Source organism: Mesorhizobium sp. M8A.F.Ca.ET.161.01.1.1, assembly GCF_004792105.1.
Classification (GTDB): domain Bacteria; phylum Pseudomonadota; class Alphaproteobacteria; order Rhizobiales; family Rhizobiaceae; genus Mesorhizobium.
This window is the reverse complement of the sequence record NZ_SRTD01000006.1, coordinates 201033-227146: the sequence shown is the minus strand read 5'-3', so window position 1 is coordinate 227146 and position 26114 is coordinate 201033. Positions and strand designations below refer to the sequence as shown.

Annotated in this window: 27 protein-coding genes and 1 pseudogene; 14 read left to right on the top strand and 14 right to left on the bottom strand. The window is 63.7% G+C overall.

All coding sequences use genetic code 11. The features are described 5' to 3' along the window. Nucleotides 1-35: 35 nt before the first annotated feature. The 6 genes from EN804_RS17600 to EN804_RS17575 all read right to left on the bottom strand — a co-directional run bounded on the left by EN804_RS17600 (nt 36) and on the right by EN804_RS17575 (nt 5714). Nucleotides 36-1061 carry an ABC transporter ATP-binding protein gene (locus tag EN804_RS17600; RefSeq protein WP_135920466.1) on the bottom strand — a complete coding sequence of 342 codons (1026 nt, stop codon included), beginning with the start codon at nt 1059-1061 and terminating at the stop codon, nt 36-38. Between the two features lie 8 nt (nt 1062-1069). Continuing rightward, the gene (locus tag EN804_RS17595; RefSeq protein ID WP_127275841.1) at nt 1070-1912 is read right to left on the bottom strand and encodes a carbohydrate ABC transporter permease; all 843 of its coding nucleotides are present in this window, start codon (nt 1910-1912) and stop codon (nt 1070-1072) included. Then, complete coding sequence (locus EN804_RS17590) at nt 1909-2763, bottom strand: sugar ABC transporter permease (RefSeq protein ID WP_127275847.1); 855 nt, start codon at nt 2761-2763, stop codon at nt 1909-1911. The genes EN804_RS17595 and EN804_RS17590 overlap by 4 nt, the downstream gene beginning before the upstream one ends. Before the next feature lie 90 nt (nt 2764-2853). Beyond that, entirely contained in the window at nt 2854-4098 is a 1245-nt protein-coding gene (locus tag EN804_RS17585) for a sugar ABC transporter substrate-binding protein (protein ID WP_135920464.1), read from the bottom strand. Nucleotides 4099-4173: 75 nt separating this feature from the next. After that, nucleotides 4174-4959, bottom strand: coding sequence for an SDR family oxidoreductase (locus EN804_RS17580; RefSeq protein ID WP_135916936.1), 786 nt, complete (start codon nt 4957-4959; stop codon nt 4174-4176). Then, nucleotides 4956-5714, bottom strand: coding sequence for a FadR/GntR family transcriptional regulator (locus EN804_RS17575; protein WP_135861871.1), 759 nt, complete (start codon nt 5712-5714; stop codon nt 4956-4958). The genes EN804_RS17580 and EN804_RS17575 overlap by 4 nt, the downstream gene beginning before the upstream one ends. A gap of 130 nt (nt 5715-5844) precedes the next feature. Here EN804_RS17575 and EN804_RS17570 point away from each other — a divergent pair, with 130 nt between their 5' ends. From EN804_RS17570 to EN804_RS17555, 4 genes are all read left to right on the top strand, one after another. Beyond that, complete coding sequence (locus EN804_RS17570; RefSeq protein WP_135920462.1) at nt 5845-6984, top strand: mandelate racemase/muconate lactonizing enzyme family protein; 1140 nt, start codon at nt 5845-5847, stop codon at nt 6982-6984. Between the two features lie 58 nt (nt 6985-7042). Continuing rightward, entirely contained in the window at nt 7043-7909 is an 867-nt protein-coding gene (locus tag EN804_RS17565; RefSeq protein ID WP_127871028.1) for a DUF6772 family protein, read from the top strand. Continuing rightward, complete coding sequence (locus EN804_RS17560; protein ID WP_135920460.1) at nt 7909-8244, top strand: hypothetical protein; 336 nt, start codon at nt 7909-7911, stop codon at nt 8242-8244. The genes EN804_RS17565 and EN804_RS17560 overlap by 1 nt, the downstream gene beginning before the upstream one ends. 70 nt (nt 8245-8314) lie before the next feature. Continuing rightward, the gene (locus EN804_RS17555) at nt 8315-9097 is read left to right on the top strand and encodes an SDR family oxidoreductase (protein ID WP_135920458.1); all 783 of its coding nucleotides are present in this window, start codon (nt 8315-8317) and stop codon (nt 9095-9097) included. A gap of 54 nt (nt 9098-9151) precedes the next feature. On the opposite strand, the gene EN804_RS17550 is transcribed toward EN804_RS17555, so the two are convergent. Next, nucleotides 9152-10474, bottom strand: a complete 1323-nt coding sequence (locus EN804_RS17550; protein ID WP_135920562.1) for an MFS transporter — start codon at nt 10472-10474, stop codon at nt 9152-9154. Nucleotides 10475-10679: 205 nt separating this feature from the next. Here EN804_RS17550 and cyoA point away from each other — a divergent pair, with 205 nt between their 5' ends. From cyoA to EN804_RS17510, 8 genes are all read left to right on the top strand, one after another. Then, nucleotides 10680-11861 carry a ubiquinol oxidase subunit II gene (gene cyoA / locus EN804_RS17545; RefSeq protein ID WP_135920456.1) on the top strand — a complete coding sequence of 394 codons (1182 nt, stop codon included), beginning with the start codon at nt 10680-10682 and terminating at the stop codon, nt 11859-11861. Between the two features lie 10 nt (nt 11862-11871). Then, a complete protein-coding gene (gene cyoB / locus EN804_RS17540; RefSeq protein WP_135920454.1) occupies nt 11872-13869 on the top strand; it encodes a cytochrome o ubiquinol oxidase subunit I in 1998 nt (665 codons plus the stop codon). 9 nt (nt 13870-13878) lie between these two features. Continuing rightward, the gene (gene cyoC, locus EN804_RS17535) at nt 13879-14505 is read left to right on the top strand and encodes a cytochrome o ubiquinol oxidase subunit III (protein ID WP_135920452.1); all 627 of its coding nucleotides are present in this window, start codon (nt 13879-13881) and stop codon (nt 14503-14505) included. Beyond that, the gene (gene cyoD / locus EN804_RS17530) at nt 14502-14879 is read left to right on the top strand and encodes a cytochrome o ubiquinol oxidase subunit IV (protein ID WP_135920450.1); all 378 of its coding nucleotides are present in this window, start codon (nt 14502-14504) and stop codon (nt 14877-14879) included. Before cyoC ends, cyoD begins: the two co-directional genes overlap by 4 nt. After that, on the top strand, nt 14876-15691 hold the full coding sequence (locus EN804_RS17525) for an SURF1 family protein (RefSeq protein ID WP_135920448.1): 816 nt from the start codon (nt 14876-14878) through the stop codon (nt 15689-15691). Before cyoD ends, EN804_RS17525 begins: the two co-directional genes overlap by 4 nt. After that, nucleotides 15688-17040 carry an ATP-binding protein gene (locus tag EN804_RS17520; protein WP_135920446.1) on the top strand — a complete coding sequence of 451 codons (1353 nt, stop codon included), beginning with the start codon at nt 15688-15690 and terminating at the stop codon, nt 17038-17040. Before EN804_RS17525 ends, EN804_RS17520 begins: the two co-directional genes overlap by 4 nt. Then, nucleotides 17030-17566: a response regulator transcription factor gene (locus EN804_RS17515; RefSeq protein WP_189343529.1), complete on the top strand. Its 537-nt coding sequence runs from the start codon at nt 17030-17032 to the stop codon at nt 17564-17566. Before EN804_RS17520 ends, EN804_RS17515 begins: the two co-directional genes overlap by 11 nt. 111 nt (nt 17567-17677) lie before the next feature. Beyond that, complete coding sequence (locus tag EN804_RS17510) at nt 17678-18940, top strand: DUF763 domain-containing protein (protein ID WP_135920444.1); 1263 nt, start codon at nt 17678-17680, stop codon at nt 18938-18940. Nucleotides 18941-18958: 18 nt separating this feature from the next. Here EN804_RS17510 and EN804_RS17505 read toward each other — a convergent pair whose 3' ends face one another. Together EN804_RS17505 and EN804_RS17500 are read right to left on the bottom strand one after the other, a co-directional pair. Beyond that, entirely contained in the window at nt 18959-19159 is a 201-nt protein-coding gene (locus EN804_RS17505; RefSeq protein WP_135920442.1) for a KTSC domain-containing protein, read from the bottom strand. A 67-nt stretch (nt 19160-19226) separates the two neighbouring features. Next, a complete protein-coding gene (locus tag EN804_RS17500; protein WP_127281023.1) occupies nt 19227-19664 on the bottom strand; it encodes a GFA family protein in 438 nt (145 codons plus the stop codon). 127 nt (nt 19665-19791) lie between these two features. Here EN804_RS17500 and EN804_RS17495 point away from each other — a divergent pair. Then, nucleotides 19792-20391, top strand: a pseudogene (locus EN804_RS17495) (alpha-ketoglutarate-dependent dioxygenase AlkB); the annotation flags it as partial. A 128-nt stretch (nt 20392-20519) separates the two neighbouring features. On the opposite strand, the gene EN804_RS17490 reads toward EN804_RS17495, so the two are convergent. The 5 genes from EN804_RS17490 to EN804_RS17470 form a co-directional block, all read right to left on the bottom strand. Continuing rightward, nucleotides 20520-21269 carry a DUF1236 domain-containing protein gene (locus EN804_RS17490; protein WP_127870891.1) on the bottom strand — a complete coding sequence of 250 codons (750 nt, stop codon included), beginning with the start codon at nt 21267-21269 and terminating at the stop codon, nt 20520-20522. Between the two features lie 121 nt (nt 21270-21390). Beyond that, on the bottom strand, nt 21391-22092 hold the full coding sequence (locus tag EN804_RS17485; RefSeq protein WP_245458547.1) for an RraA family protein: 702 nt from the start codon (nt 22090-22092) through the stop codon (nt 21391-21393). Then, a complete protein-coding gene (locus tag EN804_RS17480) occupies nt 22092-23207 on the bottom strand; it encodes a mannonate dehydratase (protein ID WP_135920440.1) in 1116 nt (371 codons plus the stop codon). Before EN804_RS17480 ends, EN804_RS17485 begins: the two co-directional genes overlap by 1 nt. Nucleotides 23208-23212: 5 nt before the next feature. After that, on the bottom strand, nt 23213-23998 hold the full coding sequence (locus EN804_RS17475; RefSeq protein WP_135880965.1) for an SDR family oxidoreductase: 786 nt from the start codon (nt 23996-23998) through the stop codon (nt 23213-23215). After that, nucleotides 23991-24779 carry a FadR/GntR family transcriptional regulator gene (locus tag EN804_RS17470; RefSeq protein ID WP_246689280.1) on the bottom strand — a complete coding sequence of 263 codons (789 nt, stop codon included), beginning with the start codon at nt 24777-24779 and terminating at the stop codon, nt 23991-23993. Before EN804_RS17470 ends, EN804_RS17475 begins: the two co-directional genes overlap by 8 nt. A gap of 135 nt (nt 24780-24914) precedes the next feature. Here EN804_RS17470 and uxuA point away from each other — a divergent pair, with 135 nt between their 5' ends. Further along, on the top strand, nt 24915-26099 hold the full coding sequence (uxuA, locus tag EN804_RS17465; RefSeq protein WP_127870894.1) for a mannonate dehydratase: 1185 nt from the start codon (nt 24915-24917) through the stop codon (nt 26097-26099). Nucleotides 26100-26114 lie beyond the last annotated feature (15 nt).

Sequence of the window (26114 nt, the reverse complement as noted above, 5' to 3'; positions counted from 1 at the left end):
CAGGAGCGTCGCGCTGCTTGATCGCGCGGCAGATATCAGACCGCCCGTCCTTCCTTGTCGAAGAAATGCAGATGTCCGGGTTCGGCCCGCAGGCCGACCTCGGCGCCGGCTTCGGGCGCCGGTCCTTGATTGTGGATGACGAGGCAGGTCCGGCCCCCATCCAGCGCGACATGGAGCAGCGTGACGGCGCCGGTATATTCCGCCAGCCCTACCTTGCCGCGCAACGTGCTGTTCGAGGGCTGGCCCAGCGACAGGTGCTCGGGTCGAATGCCGACCGACGTGGCCGTCGCGGGGACCGACGCGCCAAGCGCGATCGGCTGTCCGTCGGCAAGTGGCAGAATGTTCATCTTGGGGCTGCCGATGAACTGAGCGACGAAGATGGTCCGCGGGCTGTCGTAGAGGTCGCGGGGCGAGCCGACCTGTTCGATCCTGCCGTCGCGCAACACCACGATCTTGTCGGCAAGCGTCATGGCCTCGATCTGGTCGTGGGTCACATAGATCATCGTCGTCGACAGGCGTTGGTGCAACGCCGCGATCTCGGAGCGCATGTGGACACGCAGTTCAGCATCGAGGTTCGAGAGCGGCTCGTCGAAAAGGAAGACGTCCGGATTGCCGACGATGGCCCGGCCGATGGCCACGCGCTGGCGCTGTCCGCCCGACAACTGACGCGGAAAGCGGTCGAGCAACGGTTCGAGCTTCAGCGTTGCGGCGGCTTCCGAAACACGGCGGGCGCGTTCGCTGGCCGGCACCTTGCGGACCTTGAGGCCGAAACCCATGTTGTCGCGGACCGTCAGGTGCGGATAAAGCGCGTAGGACTGGAACACCATGGCCACGCCGCGCCTGGCCGCCGGCACCTCGTTGACCAGGCGGCCGCCTATGTGGAGTTCGCCGTCGCTGATGTGCTCGAGGCCGGAGATCAGCCGCAGCAGCGTCGACTTTCCGCATCCCGACGGACCGACGAAGACCACGAACTCGCCATCCTCGATCTCGAGATCGACGCCGCGGATGACCTCGACGGTGCCGAAATTCTTGCGGATGTCCTTGAGCAGAACCTTTGTCATGACGTCCCTTATCCCTTGACGCCGGAGAGGGCGAAGCTCTCGATGATCTGGCGCTGGGCGATCAGATAGATGATGAGGATGGGAACCACCGCCAGGCTCGTCGCCGCCAGTTGCAGGTTCCACAGGGGCAGGCCGTAGCTGTCGTTGAAATTGGACAGCGCCAGCGGCAGCGTGAACTTCTCCAGCGAACTGAGGAAGATCAGCGGTTCGAGGAACAGGTTCCACGAATGCAGGAAAGTGATGATCGCGACTGCGGCAAGCGCCGGCCGCGACATGGGCAGCGCGATCTTCAACCAGACGCCGAAGCGCGACAGCCCGTCCATCTTGCCGGCGTCCTCGAGTTCCTTGGGCAGCGCCAGGAAGAACTGGCGCATCAGGAACGTCGCCACCACACCCTGCGGGCCGAAGACCGGCAGCAGGATGAGCGGCCAGTGCGTGTCGATCAGGCCCATGGCGCGGATCAGGAAGAAGTTCGGGATGATGGTGACCTCCTCCGGCACCATCAGCGCCATCACCAGGAACAGCATCAAAAGACCCGCACCCGCAAAACGGATGCGCGCCAGCGCATAGCCCGCCAGCGAGGCGATGAACAGGGTCAACGCCGTCACCGTCGCGGCAATGTAGAGCGAGTTGAAATACTGCCGCGCGAAGGGCTGATAGGTGAACACTTCCACAAAATTCTCGAAGCGCCAGACGCGCGGGATCAAGGTCGGCGTGCCGAAGATTTCGGTGGTGCTCTTGAAGCCACCGGAAATCATCCACAGGAACGGGAACACGAAGGGCACCGCCAGCAGCAGCAGGGCCACGGTCCAGCAGATACGATAGAGGATTTCGGTCCGGCGCGCGGTCACTCCATATCCCTCCGCCGCAGCATCACCTGCACCAGGGTCAGCGCCATGACGATGACAAACATGATCAGCGCCAGTGCGGCCGCGTAGCCGACGTTGAAGAATTTGAAGCCCTGCTGGTAGATGTAGAACGCCAGTACCAGCGTGCCGTTTTCCGGGCCGCCGCCGGTCATCTGGTAGATGTGGTCGAACACCTTGAACGACCCGATCGTCGTCAGAACCATGATGACGAGCGTCGTTGGCGCAAGCAGCGGCCAGGTGATCATGCGGAAGACCTGCCAGCGCGAAGCGCCTTCCAGCGTCGCCGCCTCCTCGTAGTCGCGCGGTATCGACTGCAGCGCCGCGATGTAGAGGATCATGTTGAGCCCGACCATCTTGATGACGCGGGTGACGATGACCGCCGCCATCGCCCAGTTGGGCTCGCGCAGCCAGTTCGGACCGTTTATGCCGATCCAGGCCAGCATCTGGTTCACGGCGCCGCCTTCACCTTGCAGCATGAATTTCCAGACGATCGCCCAGGCAATCGCCGACGTGACCACCGGCGCGAAGAATACCGTGCGAAAGAAGACGACGCCGAAGAACGGCCGCGACAGCGCCAGCGCAAGCGAGAGCGCCAATGCCATGTTCAGGGGCACGAGCCCCAGCGCGAAGATCACGGAATTGCGCACGACATGCCAGAAGTCGGGGTTCTCCAGCAGGACGTTGTGGAAATTGCGGAGCCCGACGAACGTCGCCTGTTGGCTGAGCAGGTTCCACTCGGTCGTCGAATAGTAGAAAATGGCGACCAGCGGGCCGAGGAAGAAGATCAGGAAGCCGATCAGCGTCGGGCTGACGAACAGCCACGCTTCAAGCATTTCCCTGGTCTTCAAGGTCAGCCACGGCGCGCCCGCAGCGCGCGCCGCATTGTCCCGGAATGCCTTGCCGGCCACGAAGCGGAGCCCCTGTCAGAGCAGCGGCTGGATGGCTGCGCAGACGCCCTTCAGCGCCTCTTCGACATTGGCGTCGGCCCGCCACAATGCGTCGACGCGCGGCGCCATCGCCGCGAAGATCTGCGGCACATGCTCATGCGAGGGATGGACGCGGCCGTTGACGATCGCGGCGGCCACGCTCTTCATCTGTTCCGGCGGGATCAGCTTGTTGGAACTGACGAAGGCGTCGCTCTCCAGGACGCTCTTGCGGGCCGGCGGGAAGAACTGCGCCATGACAGCCACATTGTCCTTGCTGGTCATCTCGGCGACCAACTGGGCGGCGAGCTCCGTGTTCTTGCCCGATGCAAAGACGGTCAGCGCGGCCTGGCCGATGACCGGAGCCTCGCCGGCCGGTCCCGAAGGCAGCGGAGCGATGCCCCATTTGAAACCCGCCTCGGGCATCTTCGAGGCCCGTGAGATCTGGTTCACGGTCATCGCCGAATTGCCGGAGAAATAGTCGCCCTGTTCCCCCGGCGGCACGATCGACTTGTCCTTGAACACCATGTCGTGGAGCTGCTTGACGGCGGCCACCGCTTCCGGCTTGTCCAGGCCGCACTGGCCGTTGGCCCACAGATCGCCGCCATAGGCGCGCACGGGTGGCAGCAAGGCGTGCGTCATGCGCGATGCATAGCCTTCGCCGTCCTTGAACTCGAAGCCCCATTTGCCGGGATTGGCGTCGGTGACCTTCTTGGCGACCTCCTGGAATTTCTGCATGTTCCACTCGCCTTTCGCGGCAAGCTGGTTGGGATCTTCGAGACCCGCTTTGTCGAACATGTCCTTGTTGTAGTAGATCAGGAAAGGCGAGGTCGAGAACGGCATGCCGTAGACCTTGCCGTCGTTTTGCCAGAGCGCCATCGCCGGCTCGGAGAAATCCTCGAAATTGTATCCCTCGGTCGCCTTCAGCGTCGGGCCGATGTCCATGAGCAGGCCGGCGTTCTCGAAGGCCGGTGCGGCATCTTCCATCATCCAGGCGATATCGGGGGCGTTACCGCCGGCGACCTGGAAGGTGAGCTTCTGCGTATAGTCGGCGACCGGAACGGTCTCGAACTTCACCGTGACGCCCGGGTGCTTGGCGATGAAACCCGCGGCGATGCCGTTCAGCATCTTGAGATGGGCCTCGTTGCCGGTCCACACCGTCATCCGGAGTTCCTGGGCCATCGACTGTGCCGATAGGGCGCACAGCGCCACGGCCGATAGTGCGAGCTTGATTGCGGTCTTCATGATTTCCTCCCGAAACGCTGATGGTCACTCAACAACTGTGGGCGCGATATCAATGGCCCGGCCGGCGGCGTGTGGTCATGCTGTCGCTCCTGGCAAGGCACCGGGCGCGTCACCGATCGTCCAACCGCCGTCGACGGGGATGTCGGCACCGGTGATGTAGCGGGCGGCGTCGCTGCACAGGAAAACGAAAGCGCCGACGACGTCGTCGGGCTGGCCGTGGCGTCCGGCGGGAATCTTCGCCGCAACCGCCTGGCGGAAAGCGGCGTCCCGGTACCGCTCGGCGGTGGCCTCCGTCTCGATCGCGCCGGGCGATACCACATTCATGGTGACGCCGTGCGGCGCGACGTCACGCGCCATGGCGCGCACCGCCGTCAGCTGCGCGGCCTTCAGCGATGCATAGACGATCGTTTCGGCGCGCGGGCGCCTCGCCATCACGCTGCCGGTCGCCACCACGCGCCCCCATCCGCGCTTTGCCATGGCTGGAACCAGCCGCGTGGCCAAGGTGAGCAGGGCCGTGAAGTTGGCCGCGACATGTGCCTGGATATGCGCTTCGTCGACTTCGTCCCAGGCACGGCGCCGCTCGATCGCGCCGTTCGAGACCAGGATGTCGATGGCGCCGTCGCCGACTTCGTCCGCGAAGGCCGACATTGCCCTGCTGTCGGTGAAATCGGCCTCGTGCACAACGGTGCCGGGACCGATGGCCGCAGCCGTGTCGCGCGCTCCGGCGGCGTCGCCGAAATGGTGCAGCGCGACCGTGGCCCCCTGCTGGGCAAGGGCGATCGCAACCGCGCGCCCGATGCCGGAGCTGGCGCCGGTGACCAGCGCTCGACGACCGGCAAGGGAAAAACGGTCCTGGCTCAAGGCGACGGCTCCCCGAGCTTGTCGGCGACCTCGAACGAAGCGATGTCGGCCGCGTCGAAGTGTTCGTGGACGCGCCGGTCCGCGAGGTCGGTGTCGCCCGCCGCGATCGCGTCATGGATTGCCTGGTGCCGTTCAACGGTGGCGCGCCAATCCGCCTCGGTGCGATTGGAGCGTCGTGAGAACAGCTCCGAAACCTCCCGTTGGACCGAACGCATCCCTTCCATCTGGATGCGGATCATGGAATTTCCAGTGGCTGTCGCGAGGCCGAGGTGGAACATGATGTCGGCCTGTGTGAAATCACCCGGTTTGCCAATGCCGGCCCGCATGTCGAGCAAAGCCTGGCGCATCAGGTCCAGCCCCCGCGGATCGCGGCGCTCGGCGGCCAGCCGGGCGATGCCGACCTCGATGACCCGGCGCATCTCGTTGGCTTCCTGAAGCCGCGTCAGGCTTGAACGGACGGCATAGGCATAGATGCGGTCCATCGGCTCGCCGCTGAGTGCCTTGGCGCGCGCGACCTTGCCTTGCTGCGTCGACACCAGGCCCGCGCTGGTCAGCTGGCGCAGCGCCTCGCGTGCAATCGGCTTGGAGACGCCGAACTCCCGGGCGATCTCGCCTTCCGGCGGTAACGCCTCGCCAGGGGCGATGCGTCCGTCGAACAGCGCCGCTGCGATTGCATCGGAGACCCCATCCGCAAGGCGTGATGGGCTCGCGGGCTTCACGGCGAAAATCGATTTGCGTGCTGCTTCTGTGGCCATCGGGATCCTCTTTTGGCTGCCTAGCACGATTGTCCCAAACATAGCAACTAAGTTTTCTGGTTGCTAAGTTTATAAGTGAGCGTTATGACGAGCCATCCGCAGGGACGAGGGAAGTCTGGTATCGATGCGCATGAGCGATCCAACCGCGGCCGGGCCGCTGAAGATTGCCGAGGTGATAGCCCATCCCCTCAGTCAGACGCTGCCCAGGCCTACGGTCACGTCATGGGGCGTCTACGAAAAGGTGTCGCTGGTTCTGGTCGAAGTGCGCACCACAGACGGCATTGTCGGGGTCGGCGAAACCCTGGCGCGATTTTCACCCAAGGCCTATGTCGAGTTGATCGAAAGCTCGCTCAGGCCGCGCCTGCTCGGCCAGGACGCCCGCAATATCGGCGCCTTGTGGCAGTCGATGCGCCGCGCTTTGTCGGGCAGGGCAGGCGGTATGCTGATCGAGGCCATCGCCGGCGTCGATATCGCGCTATGGGATATACTGGGCAAGGCAACCGGACAGCCGATCGCCAAACTTCTTGGCGGCGTCGGACGGGATTGCATCGACGTCTACGCGGCGGCCGTCAACTGGGTTGACGACAAAGCCGCCGACGCTGAACTCGACCGCTACGTCGCCGAGGGTTTTACACGCGTCAAGGTCAAGATGGCGCGTCCTGTGCGCGACGCTTGCAAGCGCATCGAGCGCATCCGCAAGCGGGCCGGAGACGCGATCGGGCTCTGTGTCGATGCGAACTGGGCCTACAATCTGGACGAGGCCGTCGAGGTTGGCCGCGCGCTTTCGGCAAATGGCTATTTCTGGTTCGAGGAGCCGCTGCAGCCGGAGAACGAGCAGGGCTATGAGGAATTGCGTCGGCGCTGCGACGTACCGCTGGCCGCGGGCGAGAGCAATTTCACCCTCGACCAGGCGCAACGCCTGATCGCCAACCGCACACTGTCGGTGCTGCAGCCCGACGTGGCGCGCGCCGGCGGCATCTCCGAGACGCGCCGCATGGCCGAATATGCCGCCGCGCATGACGTCCGCTACGCTCCGCATATCGGCATGTCCGGCATCGTCTGCGAGACCGCGAGCGTCCACATGGCTGCCGCGATGCCGAACTTCGGCGTGATGGAATGCGAGTGTGATGCCAGCCCGTTCAAGACGCATCTGGCCGATTTCGCGCCCGGCTGCGTCAGGCAGAAGAACGGCACGCTCGATGTCCCGCAAAAACCCGGACTCGGCATCGAAATCGATTGGAAAGCCGTCAAGAAACTGAAAGCCGAATGAGGCCGAAGACCAGATGAAGAACCAGACTCCAGACCAGACCGGCGACCTGACCGAGGCGATGCGCCTGGCGCTGCTGCGCGCGGACCCCGCGCTCAGCCGTTTCGATCCGCTGCCGCGGATATTGTCGTTCGACAATTTCGCGCGCGGTCATTGCGGCTGGTCGCAGCTTGTCGGCAACTACGAGGACGATCTCGACACCATGCTGCCGGGCTACGCGCAGCACACTAGCGCGATGCTGTCGACGCTCGCCCATTGGGACGCCGGCTCGCATGGCGGGATGGATTCGTCCTATGCCCTCAAGATCGCGACACGACCGGTGGCGGGCGCCCGCAACGTCGCCATCAAACGCCACACATTCCGCAAACGCGGGCCGATCCGTTTCGAAATTTATTTTACCTTCAAGCCGGAGGCCAACACGCTGAAGCTGTCCGAAACCGACGTGCGCTCCGTCGGCCTCCTCTTCGATCTGCAGGGTGGGGACCAGGACGGCAACAACGATCGCGTCATGCCGCATCTGCGCTTCTTGAACGCGCTCGACGGCCAGCATCTGCAGAAATGGCAGTACAAACGCGAGACCGAAAGGATCACCCCGATCGGCACCGACAACAAGACGATCAGCCACTACCATCTGTCGCCGGAAGGCTGGGTCGATCTTCCCGGCGGATCGCAGCGTCTCTGCTACAACGAAATCCCGACCAAGGTGAACTGGACGTATTTGTGCTTCGATTTCGATCTGGCAACGATGACGGCGCTCGGGCTCAGGTGCAACGATCGCAGCTTTGATCTCTCGGGCTTCGATTCGATCCGCCTCCCGGCGATGAAGAACCTGTGGTGCATGCTCAACTTCGGCCTTTTCGCCGAAACCGACGTCGCCAAACGGGCCTTCCTCTACGTCGATTCCATCTGCATTTCGGGAGATTTCTGATGCTGCCCGAGAACATCACCGCGGTCGTCTCGCGCAACGAGTGCTGGCGTGGCGAAGCCGCCAGCGAGCCTTACGAGGCGGGATGGGCGCGCGAGGCGATCTTCTTCGTGCGGGCGCTCAAGCAACCCGTCGGCCCAACCGCCACGGCGTGGGTCGAGGTCTCGCCGGACGGCATGCACTGGCTGCGCGAGGGCACCGAATTTCCGATGCCGGACGAGCGCGACGCCGTGGCGATGGCGCGGCTTGCCCATTTCGGCAACTGGCTGCGCGTCGCGGCACGGTTCGACAGCGGCGCCGAATGCACCGTGCTGGTGACGCTGCACCTGAAGGCCTGAACCGGCCGGCGCCGGCGCCACAGGCCTTGCCTACGGCTGGCCATCCCTCTTTCAGCCCCATGGAGAAATCATGATCGACGCATACGCCACATTTGCCCCGGACAGCTTTGCCGGCAAGACCGTTCTGGTGACCGGTGCCGCGAGCGGCATGGGTTTCGAAACCGCCCGTGCATTCCTCTCCAAGGGGGCCGAGGTCGTGATGTGCGACCGTGATGCGGAAGGCCTTGCAAGGCGCCATGACGAGCTGGGCGGGATGGCCGGGACGCCGCACAAGGTGGTGGCCGACATGGGTGATCCCGACAGCATCGGGCGCATGTTCGACTATTGCGATGCCAGGCTGGCGCGGCTCGACAATGTCGTCACCTGTGCCGCGATCATCACCGCCAAGCGAATCCCCGACCAGGATTGGGCGCACTGGCAGCGCGTGCTGGGCGTCAACTTGCTGGGCACCTTCTTCACGGTCCAGGGCGCGGTGCAGCGCATGCAGGGCAGCGGCGGGGGAAACATCGTCTGCGTGGCATCGGACGCCGGCGTGCATGGCGGTGGCGGCCTTATCGCCGACACGGCCTATGCGGCCTCGAAGGCCGGCACGCTGTCGCTGGTGAAGTCGGTCGCGCGCGAACTGGCGGGAAAGGCGGTGCGCATCAACGCCCTCAATCCGGGGCCGACCGATTCGCCGATGCATTCCCACATCGACCCTGCCCTCAAGGACCGTATCGCGGCCAATCTGCCCATACGCCGCATGGGCCGGCCCGACGACATGGCCGCCGCGATCCTGTTCCTGTGCTCCGACGCCGCGAGCTTCGTCTATGGCGCGGCGCTCGACGTCGATGGCGGTTCGATGTTCCGCTGACCGGCGGGGCCGCCGCCCTGCGACGCTCGCCGACCGTTGCCGCCATTATGGTGTTCAGTCGGTCGGGCGGTCCGCGGCCGAACGCCGTCCATCGATCCACAAGGCAAGCAAGGTGCAAGCCGCGCCCGAGAGCAGGTAGGCGCCCGCCGCGATGAGGCCGAAATTGCCGGCCAAAAGCAATGCCGCGAGTGGCGCGAAGCCGGCGCCGAACATCCAGGCGAGATCCGAGGTTATCGCCGAGCCGGTATAGCGGTGCCGTCGCGAAAAGCTCGATGCGACGACGCCCGACGACTGCCCGAAGCTCAGCCCCAGCAGGATGAAGCCCAGCACCATGAACAGGGCCTCGCCAACGGTGCCGCCGTCCAGGAGCTGCGGGGCAAAGCCGCTGAACGTCGCGATGGCGATCGCCGAACCGCCGAGCAGCGCGCGGCGTCCGACCCGATCGGCGAGCGGGCCCGACGCGACGATGGCGGCGATGCCGAACAGCGCGCTCACCGCCTCGATCGCCAGGAAGCGCGCCGGCCCCTCATTGGTGAACAGGAACACCCAGGAGAGCGGAAACACCGTCACCATGTGGAACAGGGCGAAACTCGCCAGCGGCGCGAAGGCGCCGATAACGACATTGCGGCCCTCGGCCCTGATCGTGTCCCTTATGCGCGTCGGCTGGAGGTCGCCGCTCTCGTACAGTTTCGAGAATTCGGGCGTCACCACGATGCGCAGCCTGGCGAACAGGGCCACGACATTGATGGCGAACGCGACGAAGAACGGATAGCGCCAGCCCCAGGCAAGAAAGTCGTCGGCCGACAGGTTGGCGACGAAGAAGGCGAAGAGAGCGCTGGCCACGATGAGGCCGATCGGAGCCCCCAGTTGCGGGATCATGGCATAGAAGCCGCGCCGGCTCCGTGGCGCGTTCAGCGCCAGCAGCGAGGGCAGGCCGTCCCACGTCCCGCCGAGCGCCACGCCCTGCCCGATGCGTGCCAGCGCCAAAAGCCAGATCGCGACCGCGCCGATATCGCCATAGGCGGGAAGGAACGCGATGGCGACGGTCGAGGTGCCGAGCAGGAACAGCGCGATCGTCAGTTTCGCACCGCGACCGTAGGCGCGATCGACGGCCATGAACAGGACGGAGCCGAAGGGACGGGCGATGAAGGCCAGCGCGAAGATGGCGAAGGAGTAGAGCGTTCCGACGAGCGGATCATGCGTCGGAAACACCAGCTTGGGGAACACGATGACGGACGCGATCGCATAGACGAAGAAGTCGAAGAATTCCGACGTCCTGCCCACGATTACGCCGACCGCGATATCGCCCGCGCTGACCTGGCCATGATGCGAGCCGATCAACTCGCTGTTTGTTTCGGCAGTCGAAGTCTGAGCCATCTTGTCCGTCGCCACCGCGTGGATGAAATACCCGGGACGCATTTGTAGCAATCCCATTGTGCAATGCACACTGCGCCAGACCCGGCCCGGCTGGGCATTGGACAAATTGTCCAATGTCACCGTGCCGTCGCCGGCAGTAGCCCTCTGTCGATACCGCACTGCAACATCGCAACGCGCTGCGGCGATCCATCGAGGGCAGTGTCTGATGAAACGATTTGGAGCCTTGCTTCTGCTTCCCCTGGCCGGGCTGTTGAGCGGCTGCGACATGGTCGTGCTCGCGCCGGCGGGCGATGTCGCGGCCCAGCAGCGCGACCTGCTGGTGGTCTCGACCCTGCTGATGCTGATCATCATCGTGCCGGTCATGGCGCTGACGGTCTTTTTCGCCTGGCGCTACCGGCAATCCAACGCCTCGGCGACCTATGCGCCGGACTGGGACCATTCGACGAAACTGGAACTGGTGATCTGGGCGGCACCGCTCCTCATCATCATATGCCTTGGTGCGCTGACCTGGCTCGGCACCCACCTGCTCGACCCATACCGCCGCATCGACCGGATCGAACCCGGCCAGCCCGTCACTCAGCTTCACAAGCCCCTCAGGGTCGAGGTCGTGGCGCTCGACTGGAAATGGCTCTTCATCTATCCCGATTACGGCATCGCCTCCGTCAATGAGCTGGCGGCGCCGGTCAACCAGCCGATCGATTTCCGCATCACCTCGTCGGCGGTGATGAATTCCTTCTACATCCCAGCCCTTGCCGGACAGATCTACGCGATGCCGGCGATGGAGACGAAGCTGCACGCCGTCATCAACCGGCCGGGCACCTATAGCGGTTTCTCCGCCAACTACAGCGGCGCCGGCTTTTCGGGCATGCGTTTCGCCTTCCACGGCCTGTCCGACCAGGCCTTCGACCAGTGGGTGGCACAGGCCAGGACCGCGTCGGCGGCGCTCAACCGCGACAGCTATCTCGAACTCGAAAAGCCGAGCGAGAACGAACCGGTCCGGCACTACGCCTCCGTCGATCCCGACCTCTATGGCGCCATCCTCAATCTGTGCGTCGAGCGCGGTAAGATGTGCATGAACGAGATGATGTCGATCGACGCCAAGGGTGGTCTCGGTCTTGCCGGTGTGCGCAACACCTTGCCGCTGCAATACGACAAGCTCGCGCGGCGTGGCGCGGTGTTCGGAAACGACCCCTCCTATGTCGCCAGCATCTGCACGGCGGAAGAGGCGGCTGCCGTCTCACGCGCGTCGCGCGATGCCTGGCCGAGCTATTGGCCGGCGAAGAACCTGTCGCCGCTTCGCGGGGCGGGGCTGCTCCGGCCAGGAACAGACAGCCGCAGCGCCGAGGCGGATACGCCGCCTCTCGGCCTGCTGCGGCGTGAATTGTGAGAGACAGCCGATGCCCGATACGCTGACCAAATTCATTTTCGGCCGCCTCACCTTGGAGTCGCTGCCGCTGCACGAACCCATCGTCGTCGCCACCTTCGTCGCTGTGGCGCTCGGCGGCATCGCGCTTCTCGGCGCGATCACCTATTTCAAGCTCTGGACCTATCTGTGGCGCGAATGGTTCACCAGCGTCGACCACAAGAAGATCGGCATCATGTACATGGTGCTGGGCCTCGTCATGCTTTTGCGCGGCTTCTCGGACGCCATCATGATGCGGCTCCAGCAGGCCATCGCCTTCAACGGCTCCGAGGGCTACCTGAACTCACATCACTACGACCAGATCTTCACCGCCCACGGCGTCATCATGATCTTCTTCGTGGCGATGCCCTTCGTCACCGGGCTGATGAACTTCGTCGTGCCGTTGCAGATCGGGGCGCGCGACGTGTCCTTCCCATTCCTCAACAATTTCTCGTTCTGGATGACGGTCGGCGGCGCCATCCTCGTCATGGCCTCGCTGTTCGTCGGCGAATTCGCCCGCACCGGCTGGCTTGCCTATCCGCCGCTCTCCGGCATCGGCTACAGTCCCGACGTCGGTGTGGATTATTACATCTGGGCGCTGCAGGTGGCGGGTGTCGGCACGACGCTGTCGGGCATCAACCTGATCTGCACGATCATCAAGATGCGCGCGCCCGGCATGACGATGATGCGCATGCCGGTCTTCACCTGGACATCGCTCTGCACCAACGTGCTGATCGTCGCCTCCTTCCCGGTGCTGACGGCGGTGCTCTCGCTGCTGGCGCTCGACCGCTATGTCGGCACCAACTTCTTCACCAACGACTTCGGCGGCAACCCGATGATGTATGTGAACCTCATCTGGATATGGGGTCACCCGGAAGTCTACATCCTCATCCTGCCGCTGTTCGGCGTCTTTTCCGAGGTCACCTCGACCTTCTCCGGCAAGCGCCTGTTCGGCTACACCTCGATGGTCTACGCCACGGTGGTGATCACCATCCTGTCGTACCTGGTCTGGCTGCACCACTTCTTCACCATGGGCTCGGGCGCCAGCGTCAATTCCTTCTTCGGCATCACCACGATGATCATCTCGATCCCGACCGGGGCGAAGATCTTCAACTGGCTGTTCACAATGTACCGGGGCCGCATCCGCTTCGAGCTGCCGATGATGTGGACGCTGGCCTTCATGCTCACCTTCGTCGTCGGCGGCATGACCGGCGTGCTGCTTGCCGTGCCGCCGGCGGATTTCGTGCTGCACAACAGCCTGTTCCTGATCGCGCACTTCCACAATGTCATCATCGGCGGCGTTCTGTTCGGTCTGTTCGCCGGCATTGCCTACTGGTGGCCCAAGGCCTTCGGGTTCAAGCTCGATCCGTTCTGGGGCAAGGTCTCGTTCTGGTGCTGGGTGGTCGGCTTCTGGTTCGCCTTCATGCCGCTCTACATCCTCGGCCTGATGGGCGTGACGCGCCGCATGCGTGTGTTCGATGATCCCTCGCTGCAGATATGGTTCGTCATCGCCGCCTTCGGCGCGGTGCTGATCGCCTGCGGCATCGCCGCCTTCCTGATCCAGATCTTCGTCTCCATCCGCAGGCGTGAGGCGCTTGCCGATCCGACCGGCGATCCCTGGGACGGCCGCACGCTCGAATGGTCGACCTCCTCACCGCCGCCCGCCTACAATTTCGCCTTCACGCCGGTCATTCGCGACAACGATGCCTGGTGGGACATGAAGCAGGCCGGCTACATCAGGCCGCTCGCCGGCTTCAAACCGATCCACATGCCCAGCAACACCGGGACCGGCATCATCCTAGCCGCCTTCAGCGTCGCGCTCGGCTTCGGCCTGATCTGGTACATCTGGTGGCTGGCGGCGCTGAGCTTCGTCTGCCTCATCGCCACGGCGATCGGCCATACCTTCAATTATCACCGCGACTTCCACATTCCGGCGGCCGAAGTCTCGCAGACGGAGGAGGCGAGGACGACGCTCCTCGCCGCTCAGGGTTAGGGTTTGAGCATGACATCGACGGCAATCACGGCCGACACCGAACCGGTCTTCCACCTGGAAGAAGAGCATGCGCACGCCGAAGGCGGCTCCACCATGCTCGGCTTCTGGCTTTACCTGATGAGCGACTGTCTGATCTTCGCGATGTTGTTCGCCGCCTATGGCGTGCTTGGCGGCAACTATGCGGCCGGACCCGCGCCCAAGGACCTGTTCGACCTCGATCTGGTGGCGGTCAACACCGCCATGCTGCTCTTCTCCTCGATCACCTATGGCTTCGCCATGCTGACCATGGACAAGGGGCGCGTCGCGGCGACGCAAGCCTGGCTTGCCGTGACCATGCTGTTCGGCCTGGCCTTCCTGTCAATCGAACTCTACGAATTCGCGCACATGATCCATGAAGGCGCCACGCCGCAGCGCAGCGCTTTCCTGTCGTCCTTCTTCACGCTCGTCGGCACGCACGGCCTGCACGTGACCTTCGGTATCGTCTGGATGGTGACGCTGATGATCCAGGTCGCGAGACACGGTCTCATCGAGGCCAACCGCCGCCGGCTGATGTGCCTCAGCATGTTCTGGCACTTCCTCGACGTCGTCTGGATCGGCGTCTTTACCTTCGTCTATCTGATGGGGATGTTGCGATGAGCGCTCATGATCATGCCGAGGGTCACGGCCACGCGCATGGCGGTGCCGCGCACGGATCGTTCAGAAGTTATCTGATAGGCTTCGTCCTGTCGGTGATCCTGACGGCCATTCCATTCTGGCTGGTCATGAGCGGCGTCATCGATGACAAGCAGGCCACGGCCATCGTCATCATGGCCTTCGCGGTCGTGCAGATCGTGGTCCACATGGTCTTCTTCCTGCATACGAACACCGCCTCGGAAGGCGGATGGTCGATGCTGGCGCTGATCTTCACGCTGATCCTGGTTGTCATCGTGCTGACCGGTTCGCTCTGGGTAATGTATCATCTCAACGCCAACATGATGCCCGGGCTGCACGACATGCGCGAGATGCCATGAGCCCGGCGGGCTCTGGGAGGACCACCATCGAGGCGATCGGACAAACAGACATCGGCCCGCGTCCCGTACCGCAAGAGAGCGCCGGCAGGTCGACCGTGTCGCGCCTTGTCCTTGTGCTGCTCGGGCTCCTCGGCGTGCTGGTGTTTGCCGGGCTCGGCATATGGCAGCTGGAAAGGCGGGTCTGGAAGCTCGACCTGATCGCCCGTGTCGACCAACGCATTCATGCCCCGGTTGTCGATGCGCCTGGCCCGGAGAGCTGGAACGACATCACCGCGGCCGGCTACGAATACAGCCATGTGCGATTGGCGGGACGCTATCTGGGCGGCGCCAACTCGCTGGTGCAGGCGGTGACGGAGCTTGGCGGCGGCTATTGGGTGCTGACGCCGATGCGGACCGACCGTGGCTTCGTCGTGCTGGTCAACCGCGGCTTCATTCCCCTGGAGCGCAAGACTGAGTTCGAACGGGAGAGAGGCGGCCCAACCGCGCCGGCCGTCATCGACGGCCTGTTGCGCATGAGCGAACCCGGCGGCGGCTTCCTGCGCAAGAACGACACCACGGGCAATCGCTGGTATTCGCGAGACGTCGCCGCCATAGCAACCGCGCACGGCTTGACGAGCAATGTCGCTCCCTATTTCGTCGATGCGGAAGCGTCACGCATGGAGGGCTGGCCGCGCGGCGGCTTGACCGTCGTGACCTTCCGCAACAGCCACCTGGTCTATGCTTTGACCTGGTTCGCGCTCGCTGCGATGCTCGCCATTGCCCTGGCCAGGCCGATGATCGGCCACGGCCGACGGCGAGGACCCGCGAGATGAGCGTCCCCACGCAAGCGCTTCATCATGACAAATCCCTGGTGGCGGCATCCCTAGCCGGCAAGAACGGGGCAGTATCGCACCCTGATGCAACGAACAGGAAGAACCTGTTCCTCCTCATCCAACTGCGTTGGCTGGCGGTGGCGGGTCAGGTGCTCACCATTCTGGCGACGGAATACTGGTTCGATATCCCATTGCCGCTGGCGGAGATGGCCGGCGTGGTGCTTTTCCTGTTGGGCCTCAACATCTTCAGCCTGCTGGTCCTGCGCGGTATCAGGCCTATCAGCAACACCCAGCTCTTCGTTGCGCTCATCTTCGACATGGCGGCACTGACGACGCAGCTCTACCTGAGCGGCGGTGCGTCCAATCCGTTCGTATCGCTCTATCTCCTGCAGATCACGCTTGGCGCGGCACTGCTGACGCCAAGGTTTACCTGGATCCTCGTGGCGGCTGCGTCGGCCTGCTTCGTCTTCCTCATCTTCCTCTTCCAGCCGATCGCGATCCCGCATCATGGCGGCAGCGATCTCCTGTCCCTGCATATAAGGGGCATGTTCATCTGCTTCGTGCTGGCGGCCGGACTGATCGTGATCTTCATGACGCGCATCAACCGCAATCTGCGCGAGCGCGACGCCTATCTCGCCGATCTGCGCCAGCGCTCGGCCGAGGAGGACCACATCGTGCGCATGGGCCTGCTGGCCTCCGGCGCCGCGCACGAACTCGGCACGCCGCTTGCCACGATATCCGTCATCCTGTCCGACTGGCGCCAGATGCGCACGCTCACGCGCAACCGCGAAATGGCGGCCGACATGGCCGAGATGCAGGCCCAGATCGAGCGCTGCAAGCGCATCGTGTCCGGGATCCTGATGTCTTCCGGCCAGGCGAGGGGCGAGGGAACGATACGCACGACCATTCGCGGTTTCCTCGACGATCTGGTCGAGGAATGGCGCATCAGTCGCCAGCCATTCAAGCTGGAATACAAGAACGATTTCGACCCGGACGAGCAGATCGTATCCGACACGGCGCTGAAGCAGGTCATCTTCAACCTGTTCGACAATGCCCAGGAAGCATCGCAGGATTGGGTCGGCGTCACCGCCGAGCGGCAGGGCGACAAGCTGGTGATTTCCGTGCGCGATCGCGGGCCGGGTTTCGACGAAGGTATTCTGGCAGCACTTGGCCAACCCTATATGTCGAGCAAGGGACGGCCGGGCGGCGGTCTTGGCCTGTTCCTCGTCATGAACGTGGTCCGGAAACTGGGAGGCGATTTTTCGGCGCGCAACATGGAACAGGGCGCCTGTGTTACTCTTTCGCTGCCGCTTGCGGCGCTGACCGATGGAGATGATCGTGAGGCCTGATCGATCCCTGTTTATCGTAGAGGACGACGCCACCTTCGCCAAAACGCTGAAGCGCTCCTTCGAAAAGCGCGATTACGACGTCGTCGTCTGCCACGACCGGGAAGCATTGCTTAGCGCCCTCGAAACAACTGTTCCGGCTTACGCTGTCGTCGACCTCAAGCTTGGAGCCGGCGGCTCCGGACTGGAGTGCGTCAAGCTGCTCAGCGCCCGCGATGCTTCGATCAGGATTGTCGTGCTGACGGGGTTTGCCAGCATCGCCACGGCTGTCGAGGCGATCAAGCTCGGCGCGAGCCATTATCTGGCGAAACCCGCCAACACCGATGACATCGAAGCCGCCTTCGGCCGGGCCGAGGGCGATGTTTCCGTACCGCTCTCCTCCCGGCCCACCTCGATCAAGAATCTGGAATGGGAGCGCATCCACGAAACGCTGGTCGAAACCGGCTTCAACATCTCCGAAACGGCGCGCCGGCTTGGCCTGCATCGCCGCACTCTGGCCCGCAAGCTCGAGAAGCGCGTGGTGAGATAGCAGAGCGCATTTGCGCTCGCGGCCGGGCCGGGTGCGACCATTCAGTGCTTCCGTGTGCGCTCCGGGATACCTATTTGTCCGAGATTCGCGGGCACCGGAGCAGGCAAGGACGTGGCGCAACGATCGGGCAGTGCTGATCTTCCCCTTCACGGCGGACGTGTGCCGAAATGGCTGGGCGATCGCATGACGCGTCTCGGCGCCGTCATGTGCGAGGCGATCATCCATCACTACGGCCGCAATGAATTGCTGCGGCGCCTGGCGCATCCGTTCTGGTTCCAGTCCTTTGGCGCCGTCATGGGCATGGACTGGCACTCGTCCGGCATCACGACCAGCGTCATCGGCGCCTTGAAACGCGGGCTCACGCCGCTCTCTGGCGAGCTTGGCATTCATGTCTGCGGCGGCCGTGGCGCACATTCGCGCAAAACCCCGCATGAACTAGCCGCCATCGGCGAGCGTATCGGCTTCGACGGCGCGCGCCTGGCAACCGCCAGCCGGCTGGTCGCCAAGGTGGACAGCGCCGCCGTCCAGGACGGTTTCGATCTCTATTTGCATGGCTTCATCGTCACCGACGACGGCGACTGGGTGGTGGTGCAGCAAGGCATGAACGGCGACAGCAAGGTGGCGCGCCGCTATCATTGGCTGTCCGAGGGTTTGAAGAGTTTCGTCGACCAGCCGCATGCCGCAATTGAAGGCGCCAACCAGGGCGAGATCGTCAACCTGACCGACCGGCGCGCCGAGGCCTCGCGCCAGGGACAACTGGACCTGCTCCAGGATCTCGGGCCTGACCGCATCATTCGGGAGTTCGGCGCCTTGGAACCCGGTGCCGCACCGGCTCCGGCGCAGCCATTGCTGCCGCATCTGATCATGCCGGCTCACCATGACGTCCGCGAAAGCGATGTCGTGATGCATCGCCTTCACGGCAACATGGCCGCCGCCGCCGAGCGGGGTCCCGCCGATTTCGCCGAGCTTCTCCTGGTTCCCGGCGTCGGCGCCCGCACGGTGCGCGCATTGGCGCTGGTTGCCGAAGTGGTGCATGGCGCGCCGTGCCGGTTTTCGGACCCGGGCCGTTTTTCGCTGGCGCATGGCGGCAAGGACAGGCATCCGTTCCCTGTTCCGCTCAAGGTCTATGACGAGACGATCGGTGTGTTGAAGTCCGCCGTGCAAAAGGCCAGGCTTGGCCGCGAAGAGGAAATCGGCGCATTGAGGCGGCTCGACGATCAGTCGCGGCAGGTCGAGCGATACGTCACCGGTCCCAGCCTGAAGGAGATTGTCGCCGGCGAATTCGACCAGTCGCATCTGCTTGGCGGCCGCAGTGTCTTTGGTTGGGAACCGCCGCCGGATGAGGTGACCGCCGGGCAGAACAAAAAGGCGTGACGGGTCGCTGGCGGGGTATCACGCCACGCGACGGTAGCTGTGGCGATCCTTGATGAATTTATTGAAGAAGCGGCCTTTCGAGGAAGCCCTCATGAACGCCGCATAGGTAGCCGGGGAGACTTCCTCATAGTCATAGCGGTTGCCGTGCGGCACGAACCAGACCGAGAGAATCCTGGTCGCGGGATCGTATTGCGTGCTTCGAATGACGGTCGACGGCATGGTGGCACCTGACGGCTCCTCCGATTAACCCGCCAGGCATGGTCCGGTTCCGTACCGCCCGAAGGTGCTACCTGTCGCGTGGATTGCCGAATTTCTCGTCGCGCTTCCTCGAATATCGACCGATGTGCGGCAGCTCGTCGGCAAAGTCGACCCAAGGCAGCCTCAGGTCCCAATAGGCATGGGCATGTGGCTGCAGCCCTTCGGGTCTGTCGAAGAACCCGATTGTCAGATACAACTCGTCCGGCAGGCCTTCGTCGCTATAGCCTATGGAGCTCCCGCAGTCGGGACAGAAAGTACGGACAACGCCCGGCGTCCTGGAGAAAGCCTTTGGCGTTCCCTTCAAAAGGCGGAACTGACTCGGCCGATATCCGACCCAGATGGTGAGCGGACTGCCGATCGCCCGTCGGCAATCGTCATCGTGATCGTAGCATATCCAGAAAGGCTCACCGTCCATGGCGGCGGCAATCGCACCGCAAAAGCAGGCCCCGGTTTCAACGCGCGGCATCCGGCACTCCAAGGGTGGAACAAGTCCGGCGGCCTCCGACGGAACCGCCGTCTCCTAAACTTTCACGCCGCTCCGGTGTTCCCGTTCCCGTCTTGCCCTGTGGTCCGGCCTTCACCATCTAGGCACAATGTCGTCGCTCAAACCGAAAACAGCCGGCCGTGTGGCCCAGTACGATCTCTTCAGTGCCGCTCAGGATGTTTTGCCGGAGGGCTTCGTCTACCAGCCCGGGCTCATCACGCCGCAAGAGGAAATCGAACTTGTCCGACAGCTTGAAGGACTGCCCTTCAAGGCCTTCGACTTCCACGGCCATCTGGCGAACCGGCGTGTCGTCGGTTTTGGCCTTCGCTACGACTATGACCGGCGCGAGGTCGTCGAGGCACCGCCGATCCCTGACTTTCTGCTGCCCCTGCGCGAAAAGGTCGCGGCCTTTGCGCGCCGGCCCACCGACGCCTTCGCCCAGGTCTTGATCAATGAATACCGGCCCGGCGCTGGTATCGGCTGGCACCGCGACAAGCCTCATTTCGAGGACGTCGCGGGCGTCTCGCTGCTGGCGCCCTGCGATTTCCGCCTTCGGCGCAAGAACGGATCTGGATGGGAGCGCCGGACCGTCACTGTCGAGCCGAGATCGGCCTATCTCATGACGGGCTCTTCGCGAACAGAATGGGAGCACAGCATCCCGCCGCTTGCCGAGCACCGCTACTCGATTACCTTGCGGACATTGCGGTCTCGGAGAGCTGCGCTGAGGTGTGCAGGGGAAGCTGCCCGCATCCATCTCGCCATGAGTGCTCAACCCGACCCGCGTGCGGCGGAGCGGGTTGAGCAATGTCGTCCTGTTAAATTTTCCTGGAATTGCTCCTAGGTCAGGATCAGCACGATCTTGTAGGTATCCGGATCGACGATGACGATCCGGCCGTCGGCGAGAACGAAATACTCGTAGGCTTCGTAGGCCGGAACGATCTTGACGATGCGAGCCGGCAAACGATGCAGCCTGATCTTGTGCCGCGGGACTTCGATGCCGACGGAGACGTCGAAATTGACGCTGGCGACCGGCTCGACCTTGGTTTCCCTGAACACCTGGGTGATCTGGGTCTTCTGTTCGACCGTCACATTGTTGATGGACGCGGTCGAAGTCTTGTCCTGCGTGGAGGCCTTACCCTGAGCCTGCTGATCGGTCTGGACCTTAGCCTTGCCCTGGGCCTGCTGGTCCGTAGTGGCGCCTGCCTTGCCCTGGGCCTGCTGATCGGTCTGGACCTTAGCCTTGCCCTGGGCCTGCTGGTCCGTAGAGGCGCCGGCCTTGCCCTGGGCCTGCTCGTCCGTCTTGGCGCCTGCCTTGCCCTGAGCCTGCTGATCGGTCTGGACCTTGGCCTTGCCCTGGGCCTGCTCGTCCGTCTTCATCTTGGTCTTGCCCTGGGCCTGCTGGTCAGTCTGGGACTTGGTACCCTGTGCCTGGTCCTTCATCTTCGAGCCGTTTTGGCAGTTGGTCGTGCCGGAAGCGCAATTTGTGTCCGCTCCTGATTGGCTTTCGGCGGGCTGCTGTGTCTGAGCCATCGCTGTCCCGCAGCCGAGCCCGATCGCAAGCATGCTGGTCATCAGAATATGTTTCATAGGAAATCTCCTTCGGAGAGTTCGTCCCTTCAAAGGGGAGAACTTCGACCAAAAAAGATTGTTCCGAACTGGATGCGTTAATGCCACCACCCATGGCTGGACCTGAGCCCCTCGGGACCGATCACATGATGCCGAAAGTCCTGTAGGCTTCCACCGCGCTCATGCCTTCGCGGATGGCCTTGGCGACGAGCTTTTCACCACGCACTTTTTCCAAGGCCAGCCGCACCACTTCTTCCTCGGCCTGTCGCGGGATGACGATAACGCCTTCCTTGTCGCCGAACAGCAGCGTCCCCGGCTCGATCCGCACGCCGCCGATTTCGAGCGTGCACCGGTAGTCGATGACCTTACCGCGCACGCCTTGATCCTGTGCGTAGTAGCCGGTGCAGAAGCAGGGGAATCCCAGTGCCTTGATGCCGTCCGTGTCGCGGGCGAAGCCGTCGACCAGCGCGCCATGCGCGCCGAGGATTTTGGCGCGGGTTGACATCAGCTCGCCCCATAGGGCGTAGCGGGGCGAGGCGCCGCTGGCTACGTAGATCTCGCCGGGCTTCAGGTCGTCCAGCGCTTCGAACATCAGCCCGAATGGCTTGGTCATCAGCGGATTGTGCGTCGGTCCATTGGACAGGAAGATGTCTGTCTCAAGCACCGGCATGGCCCGCCCGAGCAGCCGTGTCTTGTCGTCGACCGGCTTGAACACCGGCGGCAGGAACTGGTGCTGCAGCCCGAGCGTGTCCATCACGTCGCCAACCACGGCGACGAAGAGTTCGGCCTCGAACAGGCGATACATTTCGGCGTCGTCACCATAGAGGCGAATAGATCCGGCCATCAGGCTTGCCTCCGAGCGTCAGTGGAATGGGTGGTGCCGGAAGGCCCGAGCGCCGCGGCGTTCTGCACCAGCGCGCGCATATAGCCCAGCGCAAAGGCCTTTCCGGCATGCCAGGGCGCGTCGCAGGACATCTCCGGCGTATGGTCGGGGATCATCACGCCTCCAAAGTTTTCGTCGCGCAGGATGCGGACGATCTCGGCCATGTCGATGTCGCCGTCGTCGACGAAGGTCTCGTGATATCTGGGCACCTTGCCGCGTACGTTGCGGAAGTGGATGTAGCCGATGCGGCCGCGTCGGGCGAAGCGCCTTACATGGTCGTAGATATCGTCCGCGCCAGGCATTTCCTGCAGCGAGCCGAGGCACAGCTCCAGCCCATTGGACGGCGAATCGACGATGTCCATCAGCCGGTCGTATTTCTCCGGCCGGTTGACCAGCCGCGCCGCACCACGCAGCACCTCGGCCGGCGGATCGTCGGGATGCGCCGCCATCACGACGCCGGCCTCTTCGGCCACGGGCACGATCTCGCGCAGGAACACGTCCAGCCGCTGCCAAAGTTCCTCGCTGCTCACTTTGACCGTTTCTGAACCTGGCCGTCCGGCGCGGTAGCGCATGTTCCAGACGACTCCGTCAGGGAGAGGCAGATCGGGGTCGATGGCCGAGAGGTCCAAGCCCACCGACATCGCCTCGCCACGCGCGAACGGTCCTCGCGACCAGCCCCAGACGCCGGCAATCGAGAAATTATAGCCGATGCAGGGAATGCCCGCGCGTCCGGCATCGCGGACAAGACGCTTCAGCCCCTCGATCTGCCTTGCCCTGTCCGGGCCGCCGAGCAGCACGTCGGACCAGAAGCGGGGCGAGAAATTTTCGATCGCGGCGATTTCCAGGCCATTGTCGCGCACGGTCTTCACCAGGCCGGCGAAATCGTCGTAGTCCCAGAGCTCGTCGTCGGAACAATCGCCCCAGCCCTCGGTTTCGCTGCCGGCGGACAGCGAAGGGTCGCGACCGCGAAAATAGTTGGTGAGGTGGGCAACGATGTGCGTGGCGCCCGCCTGGCGGGCGAAGCGGAAATTGTCGGGGGTGAGCGATTCCCGATAGAGGCCAAGACCGATCTTCATGGTTCTTACTTCACGCCAATGCCGGCGGTCAGCCCGCCATCTATTCTGTAATCGGCGCCGGTGCAGAATCCGGCCTTCGACGAGCACAGGAACGCGATGAATTCCGCCACTTCCTCGGGCTCGCCGATGCGGCCAAGCGGATGAGCGGCGCCAAAGCGCCTGTAGGCCTCTTCGACGTCGGCGTCGCTGCCGCCGTCGCCACGAGCGGCCTTCTCCAGGATCGGTGTGCGGATCGAACCCGGGCTGACCGAATTCACCCTTATGCCCGATGCGGCGTAATCGAGCGCCAGCGACCGCGTCAGCGTGTGGATGGCGCCCTTGGTCGTGGCGTAGGCGGCGACATTCTGCTGGCAGGCAAAGCCCTGCACCGAGGCGACGTTGACGATGGCACCGCCGCCGCGCTTGACTATTTCCGGGATGCCGAAATGCGCGGTCAGGTAGATCGAGCCGACATTGACCGTCATCGCCCGGTTCCAGGTTTCCCAGTCGGTCGTCGTTGCCGTTCCATAGGGATGCACCGCCGCCGAATTGACGATGACATCGATGCCGCCGAATTTCGCGACGCCGGCCGCGACCGCCTCGCGCACCTCGTCGGCAACGGAGACGTCCACGGTTTGCACCAAAGCGCTCGCCCCGGCCTTGGCGAGGCTCTCCTGCATGGCGGCGTTGGCTGCCCTGTCGATGCCGCAAGCGACGATCGAGGCACCACCTTGGGCCAGGCGCCTGGCGGTGGCCAGCGCGATGCCGGTCGTGCCGGTGATCAGCGCAACCTTGTTCTCGAAATCAAGCATGGGGCAAATCCTTGGGAAGTGTTCTGTCTGGCGACGGGGTCACCGGCGCGGTTCGGGCGTTTTCGAGATCGTCGGGAACGAAGCGCAGGCCGAAGTCGAGGTGCCGGCTCATCAGGTAGCTATAGGCGATGCGGTCGCGGGCGCGCAGCGCCGCGATGATCTCGCCATGGGCGCGGCGTGTTTCACTCAGCACCGGCCGGATAGATTTGCCGACGGTCATGATGTGGAGGATGACAGGCGACAGGAACTGGTAGGTCTGCACCAGCATGCGGTTGCCGGCGAGCTTCATCAGCGCCAGGTGGAAATCGAAATCGCGCTGTGCCGCCTCCTGGACATCCCGGGCGGCCTCGATCAGGCCGTTGATCTCGTCCAGGGCGTCGAGTTCGGCGATGCCGGCATTGAGGATGATGTGATCGCCGACGCTCACCTCGATGATGCGGCGAAATCCCTGTATGTCGTGAAAGGACGTCTTCGATATGTCCATTTGCGCGGCAAAGAAATTCTGGATCGCGACGCTCTGCCTGTCGGCCAGCACCGCGCCGACACGCGGCTTGGGGTCGATCAGGCCATAGGTGCGGATGGTGCGCAGCGCCTCGCGAATCGTGTTGCGGCTGGCGCCGAACAATTCGCCGAGCTCCCGTTCCGTAGGCAGGACGTCGCCGACGGACAAGGCCCGATTGCGGATGAGGTCGAGGATCTGCCGCACCGTCTGGTCGACGGCCGAACTGCTGATTCCTGCTTCTTCAGACGCTTCCATCGGCTCGCGGCTCGCCTGTTCCAACAGCTAGTTCCTTGCAATTTGTTGGACCAGATTAGAGTTCTGTCGATCAAAAATCAACCTTGAGCGGCAATAAAGGTTCTGTTGACAGGATGGTGGTCCAACAATATGGTCGCCGCCAAACAGTGAGGAGACTTCATGGAACAGTGCTGGCGCTGGTACGGTCCCGATGATCCGGTGACGCTCGAGCATGTCAAACAGGCTGGCGCCACCGGCGTGGTTTCAGCGCTTCACCAGATTTATGACGGCAGGGCCTGGCCCGAGGCCGATGTGCTCGAGCGCAAGCGCATCATCGAGGCCGCTGGGCTGACCTGGTCGGTTGTCGAGAGCATCCCGGTCCACAATTCGTTCAAGATCGGCGCGCCGGAGCGCGAGCGCTATGCCGGCTATTATCGCGACAGCATCCGCGCGCTCGCCAAGGCCGGCATCGCGACGATCTGCTACAATTTCATGCCGGTGGTCGACTGGACCCGCACCGATCTGGCCTACCGGCTGCCGACGACGGGCTACGCCTTGCGTTTCGACGCCATCGACTTTGCCGCCTATGATCTCTTTGTCCTGCAGCGCAAGAATGGCGCGGCAAGCTACACCCCGGCGCGTATCGCCGAGGCCGAGCAACGCCTGAAGGCGCTGACGCCGGAGCAGATCGATCAGATCGAGCGCAACCTGATCGCCGGCCTGCCGGCAACGGAGCGCAGCTATAACAGGGACAGTTTCCGCGAGGCCCTGGCGGAATACGATGCGATCGGGCCGAAGGAACTGCGCGACAACCTCGCCTGGTTCCTGCGCGAGATCATTCCGGCGGCTGAAGAGGCGGGAGTGCGCATGTGCATCCACCCCGACGATCCACCATTCTCGCTCTATGGCCTGCCGCGCGTCGTTTCCACGGCCGAGGATGCGCGTTTTATCCTCAACGCTGTCGACAGCCCCGCCAATGGCTTGACCTTCTGCACTGGTTCCTACGGCACGCGCGCCGACAACGACATCGTCGCCATGGTCAAGGAATTCGCCGACCGCATCCATTTCGTCCATCTGCGCAACATCACCATCGAGGAGGACGGCTCGTTCTATGAGGCCGAGCATCTCGAAGGTGGTACCGACATGGCGCACGTCATCCTCGCTTTGATGCAGGAAGAGGCGCGCCGCCGCAAACAAGGCCGCGCCGACTGGCGAATCCCGATGCGTCCGGATCATGGCCATCTGCTCGCCGACGACATCGGCAAGAAAAAGATCAATCCGGGCTACTCGCTGATCGGTCGGCTGAAGGGCCTCGCCGAGCTGCGCGGCATCATGCGCGCCGTCGAGCGGTTCGGCCTGGCCTGAGGCCATCGGAAGGCG

Coding starts and splice junctions, on each gene's coding strand:
- EN804_RS17600 (WP_135920466.1), bottom strand. CDS start 1,061: ATGACAAAGGTTCTGCTCAAGGACATCCGCAAGAATTTCGGCACCGTC.
- EN804_RS17590 (WP_127275847.1), bottom strand. CDS start 2,763: ATGCTTGAAGCGTGGCTGTTCGTCAGCCCGACGCTGATCGGCTTCCTG.
- EN804_RS17585 (WP_135920464.1), bottom strand. CDS start 4,098: ATGAAGACCGCAATCAAGCTCGCACTATCGGCCGTGGCGCTGTGCGCC.
- EN804_RS17575 (WP_135861871.1), bottom strand. CDS start 5,714: ATGGCCACAGAAGCAGCACGCAAATCGATTTTCGCCGTGAAGCCCGCG.
- EN804_RS17570 (WP_135920462.1), top strand. CDS start 5,845: ATGAGCGATCCAACCGCGGCCGGGCCGCTGAAGATTGCCGAGGTGATA.
- EN804_RS17565 (WP_127871028.1), top strand. CDS start 7,043: ATGCGCCTGGCGCTGCTGCGCGCGGACCCCGCGCTCAGCCGTTTCGAT.
- EN804_RS17560 (WP_135920460.1), top strand. CDS start 7,909: ATGCTGCCCGAGAACATCACCGCGGTCGTCTCGCGCAACGAGTGCTGG.
- EN804_RS17555 (WP_135920458.1), top strand. CDS start 8,315: ATGATCGACGCATACGCCACATTTGCCCCGGACAGCTTTGCCGGCAAG.
- EN804_RS17550 (WP_135920562.1), bottom strand. CDS start 10,474: ATGGCTCAGACTTCGACTGCCGAAACAAACAGCGAGTTGATCGGCTCG.
- cyoA (WP_135920456.1), top strand. CDS start 10,680: ATGAAACGATTTGGAGCCTTGCTTCTGCTTCCCCTGGCCGGGCTGTTG.
- cyoB (WP_135920454.1), top strand. CDS start 11,872: ATGCCCGATACGCTGACCAAATTCATTTTCGGCCGCCTCACCTTGGAG.
- cyoC (WP_135920452.1), top strand. CDS start 13,879: ATGACATCGACGGCAATCACGGCCGACACCGAACCGGTCTTCCACCTG.
- cyoD (WP_135920450.1), top strand. CDS start 14,502: ATGAGCGCTCATGATCATGCCGAGGGTCACGGCCACGCGCATGGCGGT.
- EN804_RS17525 (WP_135920448.1), top strand. CDS start 14,876: ATGAGCCCGGCGGGCTCTGGGAGGACCACCATCGAGGCGATCGGACAA.
- EN804_RS17520 (WP_135920446.1), top strand. CDS start 15,688: ATGAGCGTCCCCACGCAAGCGCTTCATCATGACAAATCCCTGGTGGCG.
- EN804_RS17505 (WP_135920442.1), bottom strand. CDS start 19,159: ATGCCGTCGACCGTCATTCGAAGCACGCAATACGATCCCGCGACCAGG.
- EN804_RS17500 (WP_127281023.1), bottom strand. CDS start 19,664: ATGCCGCGCGTTGAAACCGGGGCCTGCTTTTGCGGTGCGATTGCCGCC.
- EN804_RS17490 (WP_127870891.1), bottom strand. CDS start 21,269: ATGAAACATATTCTGATGACCAGCATGCTTGCGATCGGGCTCGGCTGC.
- EN804_RS17485 (WP_245458547.1), bottom strand. CDS start 22,092: ATGGCCGGATCTATTCGCCTCTATGGTGACGACGCCGAAATGTATCGC.
- EN804_RS17480 (WP_135920440.1), bottom strand. CDS start 23,207: ATGAAGATCGGTCTTGGCCTCTATCGGGAATCGCTCACCCCCGACAAT.
- EN804_RS17475 (WP_135880965.1), bottom strand. CDS start 23,998: ATGCTTGATTTCGAGAACAAGGTTGCGCTGATCACCGGCACGACCGGC.
- uxuA (WP_127870894.1), top strand. CDS start 24,915: ATGGAACAGTGCTGGCGCTGGTACGGTCCCGATGATCCGGTGACGCTC.